Source organism: Streptomyces sp. NPDC058001 (assembly GCF_042886315.1).
Taxonomy (GTDB): Bacteria; Actinomycetota; Actinomycetes; order Streptomycetales; family Streptomycetaceae; genus Streptomyces.
Map to the genome: position 1 here is coordinate 203,823 of NZ_JBHVQT010000015.1, position 16,539 is coordinate 220,361.

The 16,539-nt window shown below is 72.7% G+C and carries 14 protein-coding genes and 5 tRNA genes; 7 read left to right on the forward strand and 12 right to left on the reverse strand.

Annotated elements, in window-relative coordinates; all coding sequences use genetic code 11:
* Positions 1–41: 41 nt before the first annotated feature.
* A complete protein-coding gene (locus tag ACFVT5_RS34080) occupies positions 42–515 on the reverse strand; it encodes a hypothetical protein (protein ID WP_389896096.1) in 474 nt (157 codons plus the stop codon).
* Positions 516–684: 169 nt separating this feature from the next.
* On the opposite strand from ACFVT5_RS34080, the gene ACFVT5_RS34085 reads away from it, so the two are divergent.
* Entirely contained in the window at positions 685–1,206 is a 522-nt protein-coding gene (locus tag ACFVT5_RS34085) for a DsbA family protein (protein ID WP_389896098.1), read from the forward strand.
* A gap of 53 nt (positions 1,207–1,259) precedes the next feature.
* On the opposite strand, the gene ACFVT5_RS34090 is transcribed toward ACFVT5_RS34085, so the two are convergent.
* The 3 genes from ACFVT5_RS34090 to ACFVT5_RS34100 form a co-directional block, all read right to left on the reverse strand.
* Positions 1,260–2,084, reverse strand: a complete 825-nt coding sequence (locus tag ACFVT5_RS34090; protein ID WP_389896101.1) for a GNAT family N-acetyltransferase — start codon at positions 2,082–2,084, stop codon at positions 1,260–1,262.
* Between the two features lie 77 nt (positions 2,085–2,161).
* Positions 2,162–2,983: an aminotransferase class IV gene (locus ACFVT5_RS34095; protein ID WP_389896103.1), complete on the reverse strand. Its 822-nt coding sequence runs from the start codon at positions 2,981–2,983 to the stop codon at positions 2,162–2,164.
* Complete coding sequence (locus tag ACFVT5_RS34100; RefSeq protein WP_389896364.1) at positions 2,980–4,032, reverse strand: chorismate-binding protein; 1,053 nt, start codon at positions 4,030–4,032, stop codon at positions 2,980–2,982. The genes ACFVT5_RS34095 and ACFVT5_RS34100 overlap by 4 nt, the downstream gene beginning before the upstream one ends.
* A 163-nt stretch (positions 4,033–4,195) precedes the next feature.
* Here ACFVT5_RS34100 and ACFVT5_RS34105 point away from each other — a divergent pair.
* From ACFVT5_RS34105 to ACFVT5_RS34125, 5 genes are all read left to right on the forward strand, one after another.
* A tRNA-Gly gene (locus ACFVT5_RS34105) sits at positions 4,196–4,268 on the forward strand.
* Between the two features lie 37 nt (positions 4,269–4,305).
* A tRNA-Cys gene (locus ACFVT5_RS34110) sits at positions 4,306–4,379 on the forward strand.
* 1 nt (position 4,380) lies between these two features.
* A tRNA-Val gene (locus ACFVT5_RS34115) sits at positions 4,381–4,452 on the forward strand.
* 22 nt (positions 4,453–4,474) lie between these two features.
* Positions 4,475–4,546, forward strand: a tRNA-Val gene (locus ACFVT5_RS34120).
* 31 nt (positions 4,547–4,577) lie between these two features.
* Positions 4,578–4,652 (forward strand) — tRNA-Val (locus tag ACFVT5_RS34125).
* A 78-nt stretch (positions 4,653–4,730) separates the two neighbouring features.
* Here the strand turns inward: ACFVT5_RS34125 and ACFVT5_RS34130 are convergent.
* The 4 genes from ACFVT5_RS34130 to ACFVT5_RS34145 form a co-directional block, all read right to left on the reverse strand.
* Positions 4,731–5,021, reverse strand: a complete 291-nt coding sequence (locus ACFVT5_RS34130) for a zf-TFIIB domain-containing protein (RefSeq protein ID WP_389896105.1) — start codon at positions 5,019–5,021, stop codon at positions 4,731–4,733.
* Between the two features lie 69 nt (positions 5,022–5,090).
* Entirely contained in the window at positions 5,091–5,996 is a 906-nt protein-coding gene (locus ACFVT5_RS34135; protein ID WP_389896367.1) for a phosphotransferase, read from the reverse strand.
* A 381-nt stretch (positions 5,997–6,377) separates the two neighbouring features.
* The gene (locus ACFVT5_RS34140; protein WP_389896107.1) at positions 6,378–6,584 is read right to left on the reverse strand and encodes a hypothetical protein; all 207 of its coding nucleotides are present in this window, start codon (positions 6,582–6,584) and stop codon (positions 6,378–6,380) included.
* A 272-nt stretch (positions 6,585–6,856) separates the two neighbouring features.
* On the reverse strand, positions 6,857–7,099 hold the full coding sequence (locus ACFVT5_RS34145; RefSeq protein ID WP_389896109.1) for a hypothetical protein: 243 nt from the start codon (positions 7,097–7,099) through the stop codon (positions 6,857–6,859).
* A gap of 196 nt (positions 7,100–7,295) precedes the next feature.
* On the opposite strand from ACFVT5_RS34145, the gene ACFVT5_RS34150 reads away from it, so the two are divergent.
* The gene (locus ACFVT5_RS34150; RefSeq protein ID WP_389896111.1) at positions 7,296–8,594 is read left to right on the forward strand and encodes a serine/threonine-protein kinase; all 1,299 of its coding nucleotides are present in this window, start codon (positions 7,296–7,298) and stop codon (positions 8,592–8,594) included.
* A 45-nt stretch (positions 8,595–8,639) separates the two neighbouring features.
* Here the strand turns inward: ACFVT5_RS34150 and ACFVT5_RS34155 are convergent, their stop codons facing one another.
* The 4 genes from ACFVT5_RS34155 to cobT form a co-directional block, all read right to left on the reverse strand.
* On the reverse strand, positions 8,640–10,043 hold the full coding sequence (locus ACFVT5_RS34155; protein ID WP_389896113.1) for a condensation domain-containing protein: 1,404 nt from the start codon (positions 10,041–10,043) through the stop codon (positions 8,640–8,642).
* A gap of 176 nt (positions 10,044–10,219) precedes the next feature.
* On the reverse strand, positions 10,220–11,038 hold the full coding sequence (locus tag ACFVT5_RS34160; RefSeq protein WP_389896115.1) for a TrmH family RNA methyltransferase: 819 nt from the start codon (positions 11,036–11,038) through the stop codon (positions 10,220–10,222).
* Between the two features lie 54 nt (positions 11,039–11,092).
* Complete coding sequence (gene cobA / locus ACFVT5_RS34165; protein WP_389896117.1) at positions 11,093–12,355, reverse strand: uroporphyrinogen-III C-methyltransferase; 1,263 nt, start codon at positions 12,353–12,355, stop codon at positions 11,093–11,095.
* A gap of 198 nt (positions 12,356–12,553) precedes the next feature.
* The gene (cobT, locus tag ACFVT5_RS34170; protein WP_389896119.1) at positions 12,554–16,444 is read right to left on the reverse strand and encodes a nicotinate-nucleotide--dimethylbenzimidazole phosphoribosyltransferase; all 3,891 of its coding nucleotides are present in this window, start codon (positions 16,442–16,444) and stop codon (positions 12,554–12,556) included.
* Positions 16,445–16,539 lie beyond the last annotated feature (95 nt).

The following is a 16,539-nucleotide window of genomic DNA, read 5'->3' on the forward strand; positions in this document are numbered from 1 at the left end:
GGCTTCCTCAGACGCCGCGCTTCTTCAGATGCCGTGCTTCGTCAGATGCCGTGCTTCTTCAGGATCGCCTCGATGTCGCTGAAGTCGTCCGTGCCGCCCGATGTGGGCTTCGAAGCCGGTTTCGTGGCCGGCTGCGCCTCGGGGCGGGTCGCCGGGGACCGGCCGGTGGCCTGGCCCAGCGAGGGCGCGGAGGCGGCGGGTGCGACGGCCTCCCGCTTGGCGGCCTTCGCCGCGGCCCTGCGTTCCTTGCGGGTACCGCCACGGCGGCGCTCGACGGCGCGGGTCGTCATGAACAGCAGCCAGGCGATCGCGAGCACCCCGAAGCCCGCCCAGGCGGTGGGGCTGAACGCGGTGTCGACCACCCACTTCACGGCACCGGTCATCACCAGACCGGCGGGAACCAGCGCATACGCGGCCAGGCGGGTCGCCGCTAGGAAACGCTTGCGGTAGGCGGTCACCGCGGCGATGCCGAGGCCGGCCACGGCCACGGCGGAACACACGGTCTCGGCAATCATCCGGTCCTCCTGGCGGCTGGTCGGGCTGGGACGGTTCGTCCCCCTCCATCCTGCACCGTCACGGGCACCTCGGGCCACGGTCCGGCGACAGCTCAGGGAGATCTCCGGGTACGGGATCATCCCCAGGTCCCGGTTGGGGCGCGGCGCGGCGGGCTGGGAGACTGGCCCCATGAGTGACCCCAGCATCCCGAGCACCGAACCCCGTCCCGTCCTGGACGTCTGGTGCGAACTCCAGTGCCCCGACTGCACCACCGCCCTCGACGACGTCCACGCCCTGCGCGCCCGCTACGGGGACCGGCTGGAGATCAGGCTGCGGCACTTCCCGCTGGAGAAGCACAAGTACGCCTTCGCGGCGGCGCAGGCGACGGAGGAAGCCACCGAGCAGGGACAGGGCTGGGCATATGTCGAAGCCGTGCTGGCCCGGGTGGCGGACCTGGACCGCCGGGGCGAGGCCCTTCTCCTGGACGTGGCCCGCGAACTGGGCCTGGACGCCGACGAGTTCGAGACCGCGCTCATCGACGGCCGGCACATCCTGATCGTCGACGCGGACCAGGCCGAGGGCAAGGCGATCGGGGTCACCGGCACCCCCACGTACGTCATCGACGGGGAGCGGCTCGACGGTGGCAAGAGCCAGGAGGGCCTGCGCGGGCGGATCGAGACGATCGCGGACCGCCTGCTGGCGCACGCCTAGAACCCACCACGGCCCGTGCCACCCCACCCGGTCCGCCTGGTCCGCCCGGTCCGCTACAACAGCGCCTTGTACAGGTGGATCACCCGGGTCTCGTAGCCGAGCGAGTCGTAGAGGCGGCGGGCCGGAATGTTGTCCGCGAAGACGGTGAGGCCGAGGGTGGTGCGGCCGGCGGTCAGGGCCTCGCGCTCGGCGAGCAGCATGAGGGAGCGGCCGTGGCCCTTGCCGCGGTGCTGTTCGGCGACCTCTACGTCGTAGACATAGGCGTCGTCGTCACGGACGGCCACCCACAGGGTGCCCACGGGCTCGTCGTCCTGTTCGAGGACGCTGACGACCATGCCGGGGGTGCCCGCGCCGTCGGGGAACAACCGGGCGTGAGCGCGCTCGGACATGGCGCGGGCCTCGGCCTCGGGAACGCCTCGGGCGATCCAGGAGCGCGCGTACTCCTTGATGGCCCGCGCCTCCCACACCTCGAACTCCGCGTCCGTCATCGGGCGGGCGTGCACACCGTCCGGCAGGGCGGGAGCGGTCGGGCCGACGTGTTTGCTCATGCCGCGGTTGCGCTCGACGTAGCCGAGGGCGCCGGCGAGGCCCAGCGCGGTCTCGGCGCCGGCCGGTACGGACGCCTCGATCCGTGTACAGCCCCAGCCGCGCGCGATCTCTTCGGCGGCGAGCGCGGCGACCGTGCCGCGGCCCCTGCCCCGGTCGGGCTCATCGATGCTCAGGTTGCCGACGCGGGCCACGGTGGGCCCGAACCGCTCGTCCGTGCTGAGGTCCGCCTCTCCCACGGGACGGCTGTTCACGCACACCTGGTAGTGGCGTGACAGCGCTCCGTCGGCGGCGCGTTCGAGCGGCCCGGTCGGCCGCAGGGTGGTGGTCATCAGGGGAGTTGTACCCGCCGTGCCCCCGGTCGTCATCCTGATTACGGGGGCGTGTTTTCCACCGCTTCCCTACCGCGTCACGGGTCGAGGTCGTTCCCGGCGCGCTCGTCGAAGATCCGCATCGCCTTGGCGGTCACCGGGCCCGGCGCGCCCGGGAGTTCACGTCCGTCGACCCGGTGCACACCCTGGACGTCGCGGAGCGTGGAGGTGAGGAAGACCTCGTCGGCGCGGTCCAGGACGTCCAGCGGCAGATCGGTCTCCTTGGCGCCCGTCCAGTCGACGGTCAGGGCGCGGGTGATGCCCGCGAGGCAGCCGGACGCGACGGGCGGGGTGTGGATCTCGCCGTCGAGGACGACGAACACATTGGATCCGGTGCCCTCGCAGAGCCGGTCTGCGGTGTTCCCGAACAGCGCCTCGGACGCGCCCTGTTCACGGGCGCGCGCGAGCGCGACGACGTTCTCGGCGTACGAGGTCGTCTTGAGTCCGGTCAGCGCACCGCGTTCGTTACGGGTCCACGGGACGGTGATCACGGCGGTCGCGTCGGGACGGCGGGCGGTCTCGCCGAGCGCGACAAGGAGCGTCGGGCCGTGCGCGCCACGGTCGGAGCCGAGCGGTGACTCGCCGCCGGTGTAGGTGATCCGCAGTCGGCCGAGGGATATCGGGTTGGCGTCGATGACGGCCGCGCAGGCCCGGCGTACCTCGTCGAGGTCGGGCTCGGGCAGACCGAGGCCGCGCGCCGAGCGGGCGAGCCGGTCGAGGTGCCGGGTCAGGGCGAACGGCCGTCCGTCGACCGTCTTGACGGTCTCGAAGATGCCGTCGCCCACGGTCAGTCCGTGGTCGAAGACGGAGACGCGGGCGGAAGCGGACTCCCGGAGCCCTCCGTCGAGCCAGATCTTCACGAAAGGGTCCCTCCGCTTTCTGTGTACGCGCCGTACGCGCCGTTTTCCGTGTACCTTCCCGACGCTACCGCCAGCAGCCGGGACGCCTTCAGCTCGGTCTCGCGCCACTCGCGCTCCGGGTCCGAGCCCCAGGTGATGCCCGCGCCGGTGCCGAAGCGGAGCAGGCCCGCCGCCCGGTCGAGCCAGAAGGTGCGGATGCCGACCGCGAGCGCTGCCGTGCCGCGATCCGCGTCGACCCAGCCGATGCCTCCGCAGTACGGGCCACGGGGAGCGGTCTCCAGGACGTCGATGATCCGCAGCGCACTGGACTTGGGGGCACCGGTGACGGAGCCGGGCGGAAAGGCCGCGGCGAAGAGTTCGGGCCAGCCGGCACCGTCGGGCAGCTCGCCCCGGACCGTCGAGACGAGATGGACGAGCCCCGGGTGTTTCTCGACCACGCACAGGTCGGGCACGGTCACGGAACCGGTCACGCAAACCCTTCCGAGGTCGTTGCGGACCAGGTCCACGATCATCACGTTCTCGGCGTGGTCCTTCTCCAGGAGGTCCGCCTCGGTGCGTCCGGTGCCCTTGATCGGCCCGGACTCGACGGTCCTGCCGGTCCGGCGCAGAAAGAGTTCCGGTGACGCGGTGGCGATCTCCACGCCGTGCTCGGGCAGCCGGATCGTGCCCGCGTACGGTGCCGGGTTGCCCCGGGCGAGGAGGGCGGTCAGGGCGTCGACGTCGGCGTCCGGGGCGACCGGGGCGGACAGCACCCGGCACAGGTTGGCCTGGTACACGTCGCCCGCGGCTATGTGCTCCCGTATCCGCCGAACACCGGCCGTGTACGCGGCGCGGTCGAGCGACGACGTCCAGTCGCCGACCCCGGGTCCACGCCACGCGCCCGGCACCGGAGCGGGCACCGGCACCGCCCTGACCTCGGCGAACCGCGCGCACACCAGGCGCCCTTCGAAGTCCGCGGACACCGCCCAGAAGCCGGCGGAGTCCAGTGCGGCGGGGTCGCTGGTGACATCGCGAAGGCCGGTGGCGAGGAGGCCACCGAAGCGGGCCATCGGATCGGGGTGGGACACGGCTGCCAGTCTAGGGCGGTGACCTGCGGGTGCCCGGGGGCGGTCGCAGGGCAGCACGCTGCGTAAACGCGTTTTTGTGCTGGCCCCGGAATCCGCTAGAGTTCAACACGTCGCCGGGCCCGCGCGAGCGGACCCGAAACGACAGGCGGACGTAGCTCAGTTGGTAGAGCGCAACCTTGCCAAGGTTGAGGTCGCGAGTTCGAACCTCGTCGTCCGCTCAGGAAGTGGGGATCTTTCCCGGGCCCCGCGACTCCTGGTGGAGTGGCCGAGAGGCGAGGCAACGGCCTGCAAAGCCGTCTACACGGGTTCAAATCCCGTCTCCACCTCCAAGGACGATTAGCTCAGCGGGAGAGCGCTTCCCTGACACGGAAGAGGTCACTGGTTCAATCCCAGTATCGTCCACTGGACCCCGCGAGGGGTCCCCGCGCGATTAGCTCAGCGGGAGAGCGCTTCCCTGACACGGAAGAGGTCACTGGTTCAATCCCAGTATCGCGCACGCACACGTAGGAACCGCAGGTCACAGCCTTGCGCGATTAGCTCAGCGGGAGAGCGCTTCCCTGACACGGAAGAGGTCACTGGTTCAATCCCAGTATCGCGCACCAGCCGAGAGCCCCCGGTCGTCCCAGACGGCCGGGGGCTTCGTCGTGCGCGTGCTCAGGATGCTCAGGAGGAGATGAGCGTCAGGAGGAGAACAGCATCCGGCCGAAGCTCTTCTGACGGTGGTGACCGTAGTGGCCGCCGTGCGAGCCGTGGCCGCCGTGCTGGGCGCCCCAGGCGGGCGCGGGAGCCGACGGGTACGCCTGCGGTGCCGCCGGCGGCGGGGCGGGCTGCGACCACTGGGTCTCCAGACGGGTCAGCGCCTCCAGCTCGCCGTAGTCGAGGAATATCCCCCGGCAACCACTGCACTGCTCGATCTGGACGCCATTGCGGTTGTACGTGTGCATCGGCGCATGGCACTTGGGACACTGCATGGTCGGCTCAACTCCCACCCGGTCGGTACGACTTCGCCGGAACCTTTCCCGGATCCGGTCGTCCGCACCCTACTTCGTGGCGGTCCGTGCCAACTCCACCGGGACCGTGGCCATTCGGACACAGGTGTCGATCACGGCCTGTTCGATCTCGTCCAGTTCGCGGCCCTCGGTGACCGCCCTGCCGACGGCGAGGGCACCGGTCTGCACGGTGAGGGCGCGCGCCGCGACATCCAGCGCGGGCCACGGGTCGCCCTCGCCGATCCCCGGCACGGCGGGGCCGCGTCCCCGCTGATACGCGGTGAGGAAGCGGTTCCACTCCTCGGGGGCCAGCAGTCCGCAGGCGTGCCAGGCCGCCGGGCGGGCGAGGTCCCACGCCGGGTCGCCGAGCCCGATGTCGTCGATGTCGATGAGCAGCCAGGGACCGCCGCCCACCGGGCTCCGCACCAGCTGTCCCAGGTGCAGATCGCCGTGGCACAGGATCCGTGACGGCGGCATCGGCGCCTCGTCGCGCGCCCACGCCGGCAGCGTCGACCAGGCCCGCCGCACCGGTCCGGCGGCCGGATGCGGGCCCGCCGCCCGGAGCCGGGTGAGCGCGCGGGCCGCCTTGACGGGACCCCGCATGGGCGGCAAAGGGCCCCCGGCGCCCGGAAGTTGAGGGGCGCCGGGCGAGATGTCGTAAGCGAGGCGGGCCGTGTCGGTGCGGTGGAGCCTGGCGAGAAGGGCGCCCGCCTCGGCCCAGGGCGCGTGCTCCGGCGCGTTCGGGTCGACGGGGGCGCCGTACGGCCAGAGCGTGACGAGTCTGCCGTGCAGGTCGACCGGGTCGGGCCGCAGCGGTGGGAGCAGGACGCCGGCGAGCGAGGGATGGGCGGCGACGGCGGTGCGCAGGGCGAGCGGCGCGGGATCCGTGCCGGGGGCGTGGGCCTTGGCCACCGCGTCGCCGTGCCGGACCACGGTCGCGTCGTCACGGTCGGCCAGGACGGCGTCCCCCGTCCCGCAGACGCATCCGTCATCCCTGCGACGGACGTCATCCCCGCGAGGAACATCGTTCCCGCGACGGACATCGTGTTCGCGACGGACATCGTGTTCGCGATGGACGGCGCCGCGCACCGTGGCCTGGAGCGCGCGCAGCACCTCTGCGGCCACCGGATCCCTCCCCCTCGGTCATGCCCCGCGCCGGCGCGGCCGGGCATGCCGTGAGCCTACGCACCGTCCCGGGCAGCCACGTCCGGGCAAAGCAATGCCCGCGCAGCTCCCCAGCTGCGCGGGCATTTGTGCCGTCCGCCGCACCCCCGTCCCCACGGGGTTTCATGGCCGGATGTCCCCGCCCGGACCGCTCTTCCGGGCCTGGGGCGCCGCTCAGCGCCCCAGCATCACGCCCACGGACGACGCTTGTGTGACCACTGCGTCCCAGCCGCCGAAGACGACTACGAGCAGGGCCGCCAGGGGAAGGACCATGGCCGTCGCCACCAAGGGGTGACGCTGGCCGGATCGGCGGGTCCCGAACGCGGCGTACGCCTTGCGTCCTTGGGTGCGGATCAGTGCCCGCGGTGCTGTGTCCGCCATGATCCCTCTCCTGATCAAGTCATTTCCGAAGCTCTTCCCGGGGGCTCACGCACCCGGTCACAGCTCTTCTGTCTGGCAGCGGCGAGTGCCTGACCTCGGGGGACGAGTACCGCACCCGCCGCTTGACAACAAATCTAGGTGCGCGGGCCGCCGGGGTCGTCATGCCCTCGTACCGATTGGCGGGCCTCCCGGAGGATGACCGATCACCTGCCGCCTACTCCCCTGGGTGGAGACGCGGGCGCGGGTCTCGGGGTCTTCCCGGAGGGGACGCGCTAGGAGGCCGCCCGCTCCGAGCCGTCCTCCCTCGGGACGGGCTGCTCGACCAGGGCGAGCACCCGGGTCGCCATGAAACGGGCCGTCCGCACCACACTCCCATTACGCGTGACTTCGCTCACTTCGACCACTCCCCTTCGCACCGCTGTCTCCACCCTGCGGCCCGCTCGACTGGCCACCACCTCATACGTGCGCGTCGTGTCCCCGGCGTCCACGACTATCTCCACCCGGTCACCCTTCACAGGTCCAATCCCCCTTCTGCGACGGACGGTTGGGAATCACGACCTCGGTGAGGAGGCCCGTCCCCGTGTCACCTGACCACCCTTCAAGTTTCCCACCTGGCACTGACAATCGATCCGAGCGCGAGGGCGCGGCCTCTGCGCGCACCCGGCCCGCGGTACGTAAGCTGTGGCTCGTCAAACGGACCGGGCAGCGGGGATGAAGATGGCGATGATGCGCCTGAGGCGCGAGGACCCGCGTGTCGTCGGCTCGTTCAGGCTTCACCGGCGGCTCGGCGCGGGCGGCATGGGCGTCGTCTATCTGGGGTCCGACCGCCGTGGCCAGCGGGTCGCGTTGAAGGTGATCCGGCCGGACCTGGCGGAGGATCAGGAGTTCCGGTCGCGCTTCGCACGCGAGGTGTCGGCGGCACGGCGGATCCGCGGCGGCTGCACCGCGCGGCTGGTGGCGGCCGACTTGGACGCCGACCGTCCCTGGTTCGCCACCCAGTACGTGCCGGGCCCGTCGCTGCACGACAAGGTCGCCGAGGAGGGTCCGCTGACGGCCGCCGACGTGGCCTCGATCGGGGCGGCGCTCTCGGAGGGCCTGGTCGCGGTCCACGAGGCGGGAGTCGTCCACCGGGACCTCAAGCCGTCCAACATCCTGCTGTCCCCGAAGGGGCCGCGGATCATCGACTTCGGTATCGCCTGGGCGACCGGTGCCAGCACGCTCACGCATGTCGGTACGGCGGTCGGCTCCCCCGGTTTCCTCGCGCCCGAGCAGGTGCGCGGCGCGCCCGTGACGCCGGCGACGGACGTGTTCTCGCTGGGCGCCACGCTGGCGTACGCGGCGACCGCCGACTCGCCCTTCGGGCACGGCGGTTCGGAGGTGATGCTGTACCGCGTGGTGCACGAGGAGGCGCACTTGCAGGGCGTGCCGGACGCGCTCGCGCCGCTGGTACGGGCGTGCCTCGCGAAGGACCCCGAGGAGCGACCCAGCACCCTCCAACTGTCGCTGCGGCTCAAGGAGATCGCGGCGCGCGAGGCACAGGGCCTGACGGACACCCGGCCGCCAAATCCGCGCAACGAGCCCGACCGTCCCACGGGTCGGCTCGCCGAGGAGTACGCGGAGCAGCGCACCCAGCGGCGTACCCAGGGCGGCACGCCCCCGCCGCGTACCGGTTCCTCGCGGCCCCACCCGTCGTCGCCCTCGTCGTCGTCCTCGTCGCGGTCCGGTGCCCGGCCGCCCGCGCCGCGCTCCACCCGGTCCGGCGGCCGTCCCGCGCCGCGCAGTGGTGCCGGGCGCCCGGGGCCGCGTACCACGGGCACGGGGCGGCGGCCCGCCAACCCGAGGCTGCTGCGGCAGCGGCTCATCGTCTTCGTGGTGGTGACGCTGCTCGTGGCGCTGGGGATCGCGGCGGCGCAGGGGTGCCAGGGTCCCGCGCGCGGGCTCGGTGACGGTGACGTACGGGACGTACTGCCGTGGTCGCAGCAGGCGGCGGGCGCCGCACCGCTTGAGTGACGCGGCGCCGCGTTCGCCGGCCGGCCGGGAGGCGGAGCCCGCGGGTCAGAACTCTCCGGTGTGCGCCATGGTCGCCATCGTCGCGGACAGGGTCCGTACGAACGCGGCCTTGGTCCGCCGGGCCTGCGGGGTGTCGACGTACAGCGAATTGACGTACAGGCCCGTGTCGTTGCAGTGGAACCAGAAGCAGATGCCGTTGGTGCTGGACGCCCAGATGTGTTTTCTCGCCTTCAGTGCCGTGTGGTTCCGCGCTCCCGGGGCCTTGCGGAAGTCGAGGTACGAGAAGAAGTTCACGGCGAACGGCCAGGAGCGCAGCGACGCGTACTCCGGGGCCAGCAGGTGCCACACCTTGACGAACGGGACGCCGACACTGCGGAGCATCTCGGTGGACGCGGCCCGCACCCGGCCGATGACCTCCGTGAAGTCGTCGCCCGCGACCGAGAATTCGATGGGCAAGGTGTTCACGAACCAGCCCATGGCGTGCGCGTAGGAGCCCCGACCACGCTCACTGACTGGCATCAGCCCCCGGTACACATCGGGACCGCCCTCCTTCCTGAGGGCGACGGCCACGGCCGCGAGTACGCCCATGTAGAGCCTCCCGTCGGCCGCCAGACAGCGGGCCTCCAGGGCGTCGACGGCAGCGGCGGGCAACAGCGCGTCGGTCTCGTTGAGCGTCGGATACATCCGGCCCGGCTCGACGCCCAGGTCGAGCGGGAACGGCGGGAAGAAGCCGCCGTTGTGCGCCATGAACGTCTTCCAGTAGCCGAGGCGGCTGTCGTCCACGTCGATCGACCGGCCCAGACGGCGCTGCTCCTGCCCGAAGGTGAGATAGCTGCCGGTCTCGGGCAACTCCGCCTCGCGATCCGACGAGAACGCCTCGTACGCGCTCGCGATGTCGTGCACGGCGATCGGTGTCGACATACCGTCCGACACGAGATGGTCGAAGGCGAGATACACCGTCGTGGACGTGTCCCTGATCACCGCGCCCATCACGAACAGCGGCCAGGACAGGGTGTCGATGCGTTCGAAGGACTCGGACAGATACGTCCGGATCTTGTCGGAGCAGTCGACATGTCCGAGGTCGAACGGTTCGAGGGTGACCTCGTCCGGGCCCAGCGGCTCGCAGGTGAGATCCCCGGCGAGCTGCCGGAACTCGCACCGCAGCACCTCGTGACGGCGTACGAAGTGGTGCAGCGCGGCGTCCAGGGCCGGGCGGTCGAGCGGGCCGTCGATCTCGAAGGAGCCGGCGACATAGGAGGCGATCGGGTCACCGGTGGTACGGCAGTCCTGGGCGGTAGTGAAATGTTTCTCCTGGTTGTACGAGGCGATCCTGCGCTGTTGCGCGGGGACGGGAGCCGGTGCGGATGCCGGTGTGGATGCCGATGCGGATGCCGGTGCGGATGCCGATGCCGGTGCCTTTGCGGTCGCGGTGGGGGTGGTCGTGGGCACGGCGGCGCGGGTCCTCGTGGACCGCAGTCGCCATTCCACGACCCGCCCGGGTGCGACATCCAGTTCTGCGATGGGGGCCTGAAGCACCGATGAACGCCCTTTCCGTTGTTGCGTCCAAGTTCCTCGGCCCAACGAGCCAACCTGCGGCGCGGCAACGGGTGGGGGTCAGACAGGGCCTAGAGCCGGGGCCGTCCCGTCGCCACCGCGTAGAAGGCGACGGCCGCCGCCGCGCCCACATTGAGGGAGTCGACGCCGTGCGCCATCGGGATACGGACCCACTCGTCGGCGGCCACCAGGGCCTGTGTGGAGAGCCCTTCCCCCTCGGCGCCGAGCATCAGGGCCACCCGGTCCATCCGATGCGGAGCGGCCTCGTCGAGGGTCGCCGCCTTCTCGTCGGGAGTGAGCGCGAGCAGGTTGAAGCCTGCGCCGCGCACCGACTCCAGGCCCTTGGGCCAGGACTCCAGACGTGCGTACGGGACGGCGAAGACGGCGCCCATGGAGACCTTCACGGAACGGCGGTAGAGCGGGTCGGCGCAGTCCGGTGAGAGCAGGACGGCGTCCATGCCGAGGGCGGCGGCGCTACGGAAGATGGCGCCGATGTTGGTGTGGTCGTTGACGGCCTCCATCACGACGACACGGCGCGTGGTGCGGAGCAGGTCGTCGGCGGTCGGCAGGGGCTTGCGCTGCATGGAGGCGAGGGCACCCCGGTGCACGTGGTAACCGGTGACCCGCTCGGCGAGTTCGGGGCTGACCGCGTAGACGGGCGCGGGGAGTTCGTCGATGACATCGCGCATGACGTCGACCCACTTGGACGACAGGAGCATCGACCGCATCTCGTAGCCCGCGTCCTTGGCACGGCGGATGACCTTCTCGCCCTCGGCGATGAACAGTCCCTCGGCGGGCTCGCGTTTGCGCCGCAACTCGACATCGGTCAGACCTGTGTAGTCACGCAGGCGCGGGTCGTCGGGGTCCTCGACGGTGATGAGATCGGCCACAGAGTGATACTGCCTTGTCCTGGGTGCGGTGCCAACGGCTGGACGGGGGTTGTGTTACCCGTGGTTACGTGCGGGGTCGTTCGGGGCGGCGGGTCCGACGTTGACGACCTCGCCGATGACGATCACGGCGGGCGGGCGTACCTCCTCGGCGACGACGGTGTCCGCGACGGTCGCGAGGGTGGCGTCGACCCGGCGCTGCGCCGCGGTGGTGCCCTCCTGGACCAGGGCCACCGGCGTGTCGGCGGGCCTGCCGTGCGCGATGAGCGTCTCGGCGATCCGGCCGATCTTGTCGACGCCCATCAGGACGACGAGGGTGCCGCGCAGCCGGGCGAGCGCGGGCCAGTCGACCAGGGAGCGCTCGTCGTCGGGTGCCACATGGCCGCTGACGACCGTGAACTCATGGGCGACCCCGCGATGCGTGACGGGGATGCCCGCGGCGCCCGGCACGGAGATCGAGCTGGAGATACCCGGCACGACGGTGTACGGAATCCCGGCCGCGACGAGCGCTTCGGCCTCCTCCATGCCCCGGCCGAAGACGAACGGGTCACCGCCCTTGAGCCGCACCACGGACCGGCCCGCCTTGGCGTGCTCGACGAGCGCGTCGTTGATGGCCTCCTGCGCCATGTACCGGCCGTACGGGATCTTCGCGGCGTCGATGACCTCGACGTGCGGCGGGAGTTCGGCGAGCAGGTCGCGGGGGCCGAGCCGGTCGGCGATGACGACATCGGCCTCGGCGAGCAGCCTGCGGCCCCGGACCGTGATCAGGTCGGGGTCGCCGGGACCGCCGCCGACGAGGGCGACCCCGGCGGTGCGGGTGCGGTGGTGCGGGGCGACGAGGGTGCCGTCGCGCAGGCCCTCGACCACGGCGTCCCGTACGGCGGCGGTGTGGCGCGGGTCGCGGCCCTGGGCGTCGGTGGTCAGCACGGCGACCGTGACGCCCTCGCTGTGCCCGGTCGCCGGGGTCCAGGCGGTGGCCGCGTCGGCGTCGTCCGAGCGTACGCACCACACGCGGTGGGCCTCGGCCTCGGCGGACGCGCGGACGTTCGCCGCGTGGTCGCTGGTGGCGATCAGGGCGTACCAGGCGTCGGCGAGGTCGCCGTCCGCGTACGGCCTGCGCAGCCAGGTGATCTCGCCCGCGTCCGCCATCGCCTCGACGGACGGGGTGACCGCCGGGGAGACGAGGACGAGGTCGGCGCCCGCCGCGATCAGCGCCGGGAGCCGGCGCTTGGCGACCTGGCCGCCGCCGAGCACGACGACACGGCGGCCGGTGAGGCGGAGTCCTACCGGGTAGGGCGGGTGCGGGGCGTTCGCTGGCATGGCGGTGCGGCTCCTCGTGCGGCCCGCTGCGGCGCCGGAGCGGGGGTGACGTGCGGGGGCGGGGCGGCGTGCGGTCGCGGTGTGTCGTGGCGGTGTGTCGTGGTGGCATGTCGTGGCGGTGTCTCCACGATACGGCGCCGCCCGGCACCCGGCGTGGGGTGCGCGGGCGGCGGTCCGTGGTCCGGCCGGCGGCCGGGGCTACTTCTCGGTGACTCCCGCCGAGTCGAAGGTCGCCACCTCGTGCATCGCGCGGGCCGCGCTCTGCACCAGCGGGAGGGCGAGCAGGGCGCCGGTGCCCTCGCCGAGCCGGAGGTCGAGGTCGATCAACGGCCGCAGGCCGAGCTTGTTGAGCGCGGCGACATGGCCGGGCTCGGCGCTGCGGTGGCCCGCGATGCACGCGGCGAGCGCCTCGGGCGCGATGGCGCGGGCGACCAGGGCCGCCGCACCGGCGCTGACCCCGTCGAGGACGACGGGTGTGCGCAGCGACGCGCCGCCCAGCAACAGGCCGACGATGGCGGCGTGTTCGAGGCCGCCGATCGCCGCGAGTACCCCGATCGGGTCGGCGGGATCGGGCTGGTGCAACTCCAGGGCGCGCCGTACGACCTCGGTCTTGCGGGCCAGCGTCTCGTCGTTGATGCCGGTGCCGCGGCCGGTGACCTCGGCCGGGTCGGCGCCCGTGTAGACGGCGATGAGCGCGGCGGACGCGGTGGTGTTGGCGATGCCCATCTCGCCGGTGAGCAACGCCTTGTTGCCCGCCGCGACCAGATCGCGGGCGGTCTCGATGCCGACCTCGATGGCGGCCTTGACCTCGTCGCGGGTGAGCGCGGGCCCGGTCGTCATGTCACCCGTACCGGCCCTGACCTTGCGCGGCAGCAGCCCCGGGGTCGAGGGCAGCTCCGACGCCACGCCCACGTCGATGACGCAGACCTCGGCGCCGACCTGGTGCGCGAACGCGTTGCAGACCGCGCCGCCGCCGAGGAAGTTGGCGACCATCTGGCCGGTGACCTCCTGCGGCCAGGGCGTGACGCCCTGGGCGTGCACCCCGTGGTCGCCCGCGAAGATCGCGACGGCCGCGGGCTCCGGGATCGGCGGCGGGCACATCCGGGACAGGCCGCTGAGCTGCGCGGAGATGATCTCCAGCATGCCGAGCGCACCGGCCGGCTTGGTCATCCGCTTCTGCCGCTCCCACGCCTCGCCGAGCGCCTTGGCGTCCAGCGGCCGGATTCCGGCGATGGTCTCGGCGAGCAGATCGTGCGGCTCCTCACCGGGCAGCGCGCGCCGTCCGTACGTCTCCTCGTGGACGACCCAGGACAGCGGGCGCCGCTTGGACCAGCCGGACTGCGCCAGCTCGGGTTCCTCCGGGAACTCGTCGACGTATCCGACGCACAGATACGCCACGACCTCCAGGTGCTCCGGGAGGTCGAGCGCGCGGACCATCTCACGCTCGTCGAAGAAGCTGACCCAGCCGACGCCCAGTCCCTCGGCGCGGGCCGCGAGCCACAGGTTCTCGACCGCGAGCGCCGACGAGTACGGCGCCATCTGCGGCTGGGTGTGCCGGCCGAGGGTGTGCCGGCCGCCACGGGTGGGGTCGGCGGTGACGACGATGTTCACCGGGGTGTCGAGGATGGCCTCGATCTTGAGTTCCTTGAACTGCTTCGCGCGGCCCTTGGGCAGGGACTTGGCGTAGGCGTCGCGCTGCCGCATCGCGAGCTCGTGCATCGCCCGCCGGGTGTCGGCGGAGCGGATGACGACGAAGTCCCAGGGCTGCGAGTGCCCCACGGACGGCGCGGTGTGGGCGGCCTCCAGGACCCGCAGCAGTACCTCGTGCGGGATCGGGTCGGGGCGGAAACCGTTGCGGATGTCGCGGCGTTCACGCATCACGCGGAGGACGGCTTCGCGCTCGGCGTCGTCGTAGGCCGGGGCGGGGGCGCCCCGGTCGGGGTCCGCGCCGGAGACGTCTCCGGGCGCGCCGCCCTCGTCGGCGAAGCGGGTGTCCATGCCGTCCGGGGACTGCGCCGCCAGGGGTTCCGGGGCGTTGTCCTGGTCCGTTGCGGGGAGGGGGGCTTCGCCGGTACGGGGGGCCGGCAGGGATACGTCGGCCGGGTCCGCGAGGTCCGACGGGGCGGGGGCGCCGGGGGTTTCGAGGGCGTCCGGTGCGTCGGGGTGGTCCGGGCCGTCCGGTGCTTCGGGGGTCCCGAGATCTGCCGGCGGTTGCGGCGCGGAGGCCGCCAGGGGTGCGGGGGCGTCGGGCGCCTCGGACGTCCGGGGTGCTTCGGACGCCTCGGGTACGTCGGGTGCGTCGGTCCCCTCGGGTACGTCGGACCGCTCCGGTGCTTCGGTCGCCTCGGGTGCGTCAGGTGCCGCCTGGGGCAGGTCCGGTGCGGCTTCGTGCGGGTCGGGGGTGGCCTCGGCCGGGGCGTCGGGCGCCGCTGCCGATGCGGGCGCGAGGGGCACCGGCTCGGGGAGGGGCTGCTCGGCAACCGCGACATCGGTGACGGATTCCTCGGTCACCGGCCCTTCGGTCACCGTGGCTTCGGTCACCACGGCTTCGGCGAGCGGCACTTCCGCGACTACCGCTTCCGCAACCGCCGCCTCCGCAATCGCCGCTTCCTCGGCAGCCGACGATTCGGCAACCGGCTGCTCGGCCAACGCCTCCTCGGACAGGCCCGCTTCCGCACCGGCCTCCGTGACGGGTACCTGTGCCTCGGGCACCGGTACCGCGGCGGGCGGCAGCGCGATCGGCAGGCCGCCGGTCCCGTTCTCGGGCACCGGCGGCACCCGTAGCGCGTGCGGAGGCGTGGGCGCCAGATGGGGCGTGGTCGGAATGGTCCCGTCGACCGGTACGAACTGGCCGAAGGCGCCGGAGTCGGGCGCCTCGGCGGGGCGCGTGAAGTCGACGCCGGATGAGGCGCCGGACGTCTCGCCGGACGGTGCGTCGGAGGGGGCGCCGAGGTGGGCGTCGGCCCCGGGGACCAGTACCTGCTGAGGTCCCTGAAGTCGCTGCGTACCGTCGCCGGACGGCGCTCCGTTCGCCGGGGACGAGAAGTCGCCCAGTTGTCCGACGTCCATGGTCTGCGTGGCGTACGCCGGCTCCGGAGCGGGAGCGGGCGGGAAAGCCGTCGCGGGAGGGGTCGCGGAGGCGGGCGCCGAGGCGGGCGCGGGGTCGAGGTCGGGAGCGACCGATTCTGCCGGTGCGTCACCGAGGGCGCCGGGCATGCCGTTCGGGGGCAGCGGCGACCAGGGCGCGCCGCCCTGCACGGGGATCTCGCCGAGCTGCGGTCCGGGCAGCGGGGTCGCGTCGCTCGGGACGTCCAGGTACTCGGGGCCGATGGTCGGAGGGCTCTGCCGGCGGACCTTGACGGCGCCTCGGCGGCTTCCGGCGGGGCCCCGGTCGGACAGGGAGCGCACGGGGCTCGCTGCGGCGTCGGGCAGGGGCGGGCCGAGATGCAGCGGACGGCGGGCCGGACCGGAGGGGGCTCCGGACGCGCGGACGTCCCCCAGGTCGACGGAACCGGTGTCCCGTCCGGCCGTCTCCTGCGCCACGGGCTCCTGCGCCGCGGGCTCCTGCGGGGCCGGAGTCTCGGCGGAGGTGTCGCCGGTGACCGGAGTCTCGGCGGTGGTGACCGGGGGCTCGACGGCGGCCGGTTCGGGCATGACGGCCGGTTCGAAAGCCACTTCAGCCGCTGCCGGGTCCGGCACGACGACCGACTCCGTACCGGTGACCTGCGGGGCCGCGTACGGATCCGCTTCGAACGGGTCCGGTTCGAACGACTCGGGCTCCAGCGAGGTCGGAATCGAGGGCACCACGGTCGTGTGCGTCACCGGCGGGTACGCCACGGCCCCGTCCGGTACGCCGGGCAGGCCGGCGCCCGAGGTGGACGGGCCGTCGCTCCAGGCGCCCTGGGCGCCCGGCATCAGCAGGAGGTCGTCGTCTTCGGCGGGAGGCTCGGCGGGGTCGAGGTAGGTGTAGGCACTCGGCGCCTGGACGCCCGACTGCCCCGCTCCCAGGTCCTGGACGGACCCGGCAGCGACCCCCCCGCCGGCACTCTCCGGCAGTCCCTCGCCCGGGATCTGGCCGGTGTCGGTCATGCGTACCCCTCGCCCATCGGTAGTGCTTCTTCGACCGTCCCCGGCCTTGCCGGGGTGGCCCGCCTGCCCGGGGGCGGCGCACCGACCGCCCTTCT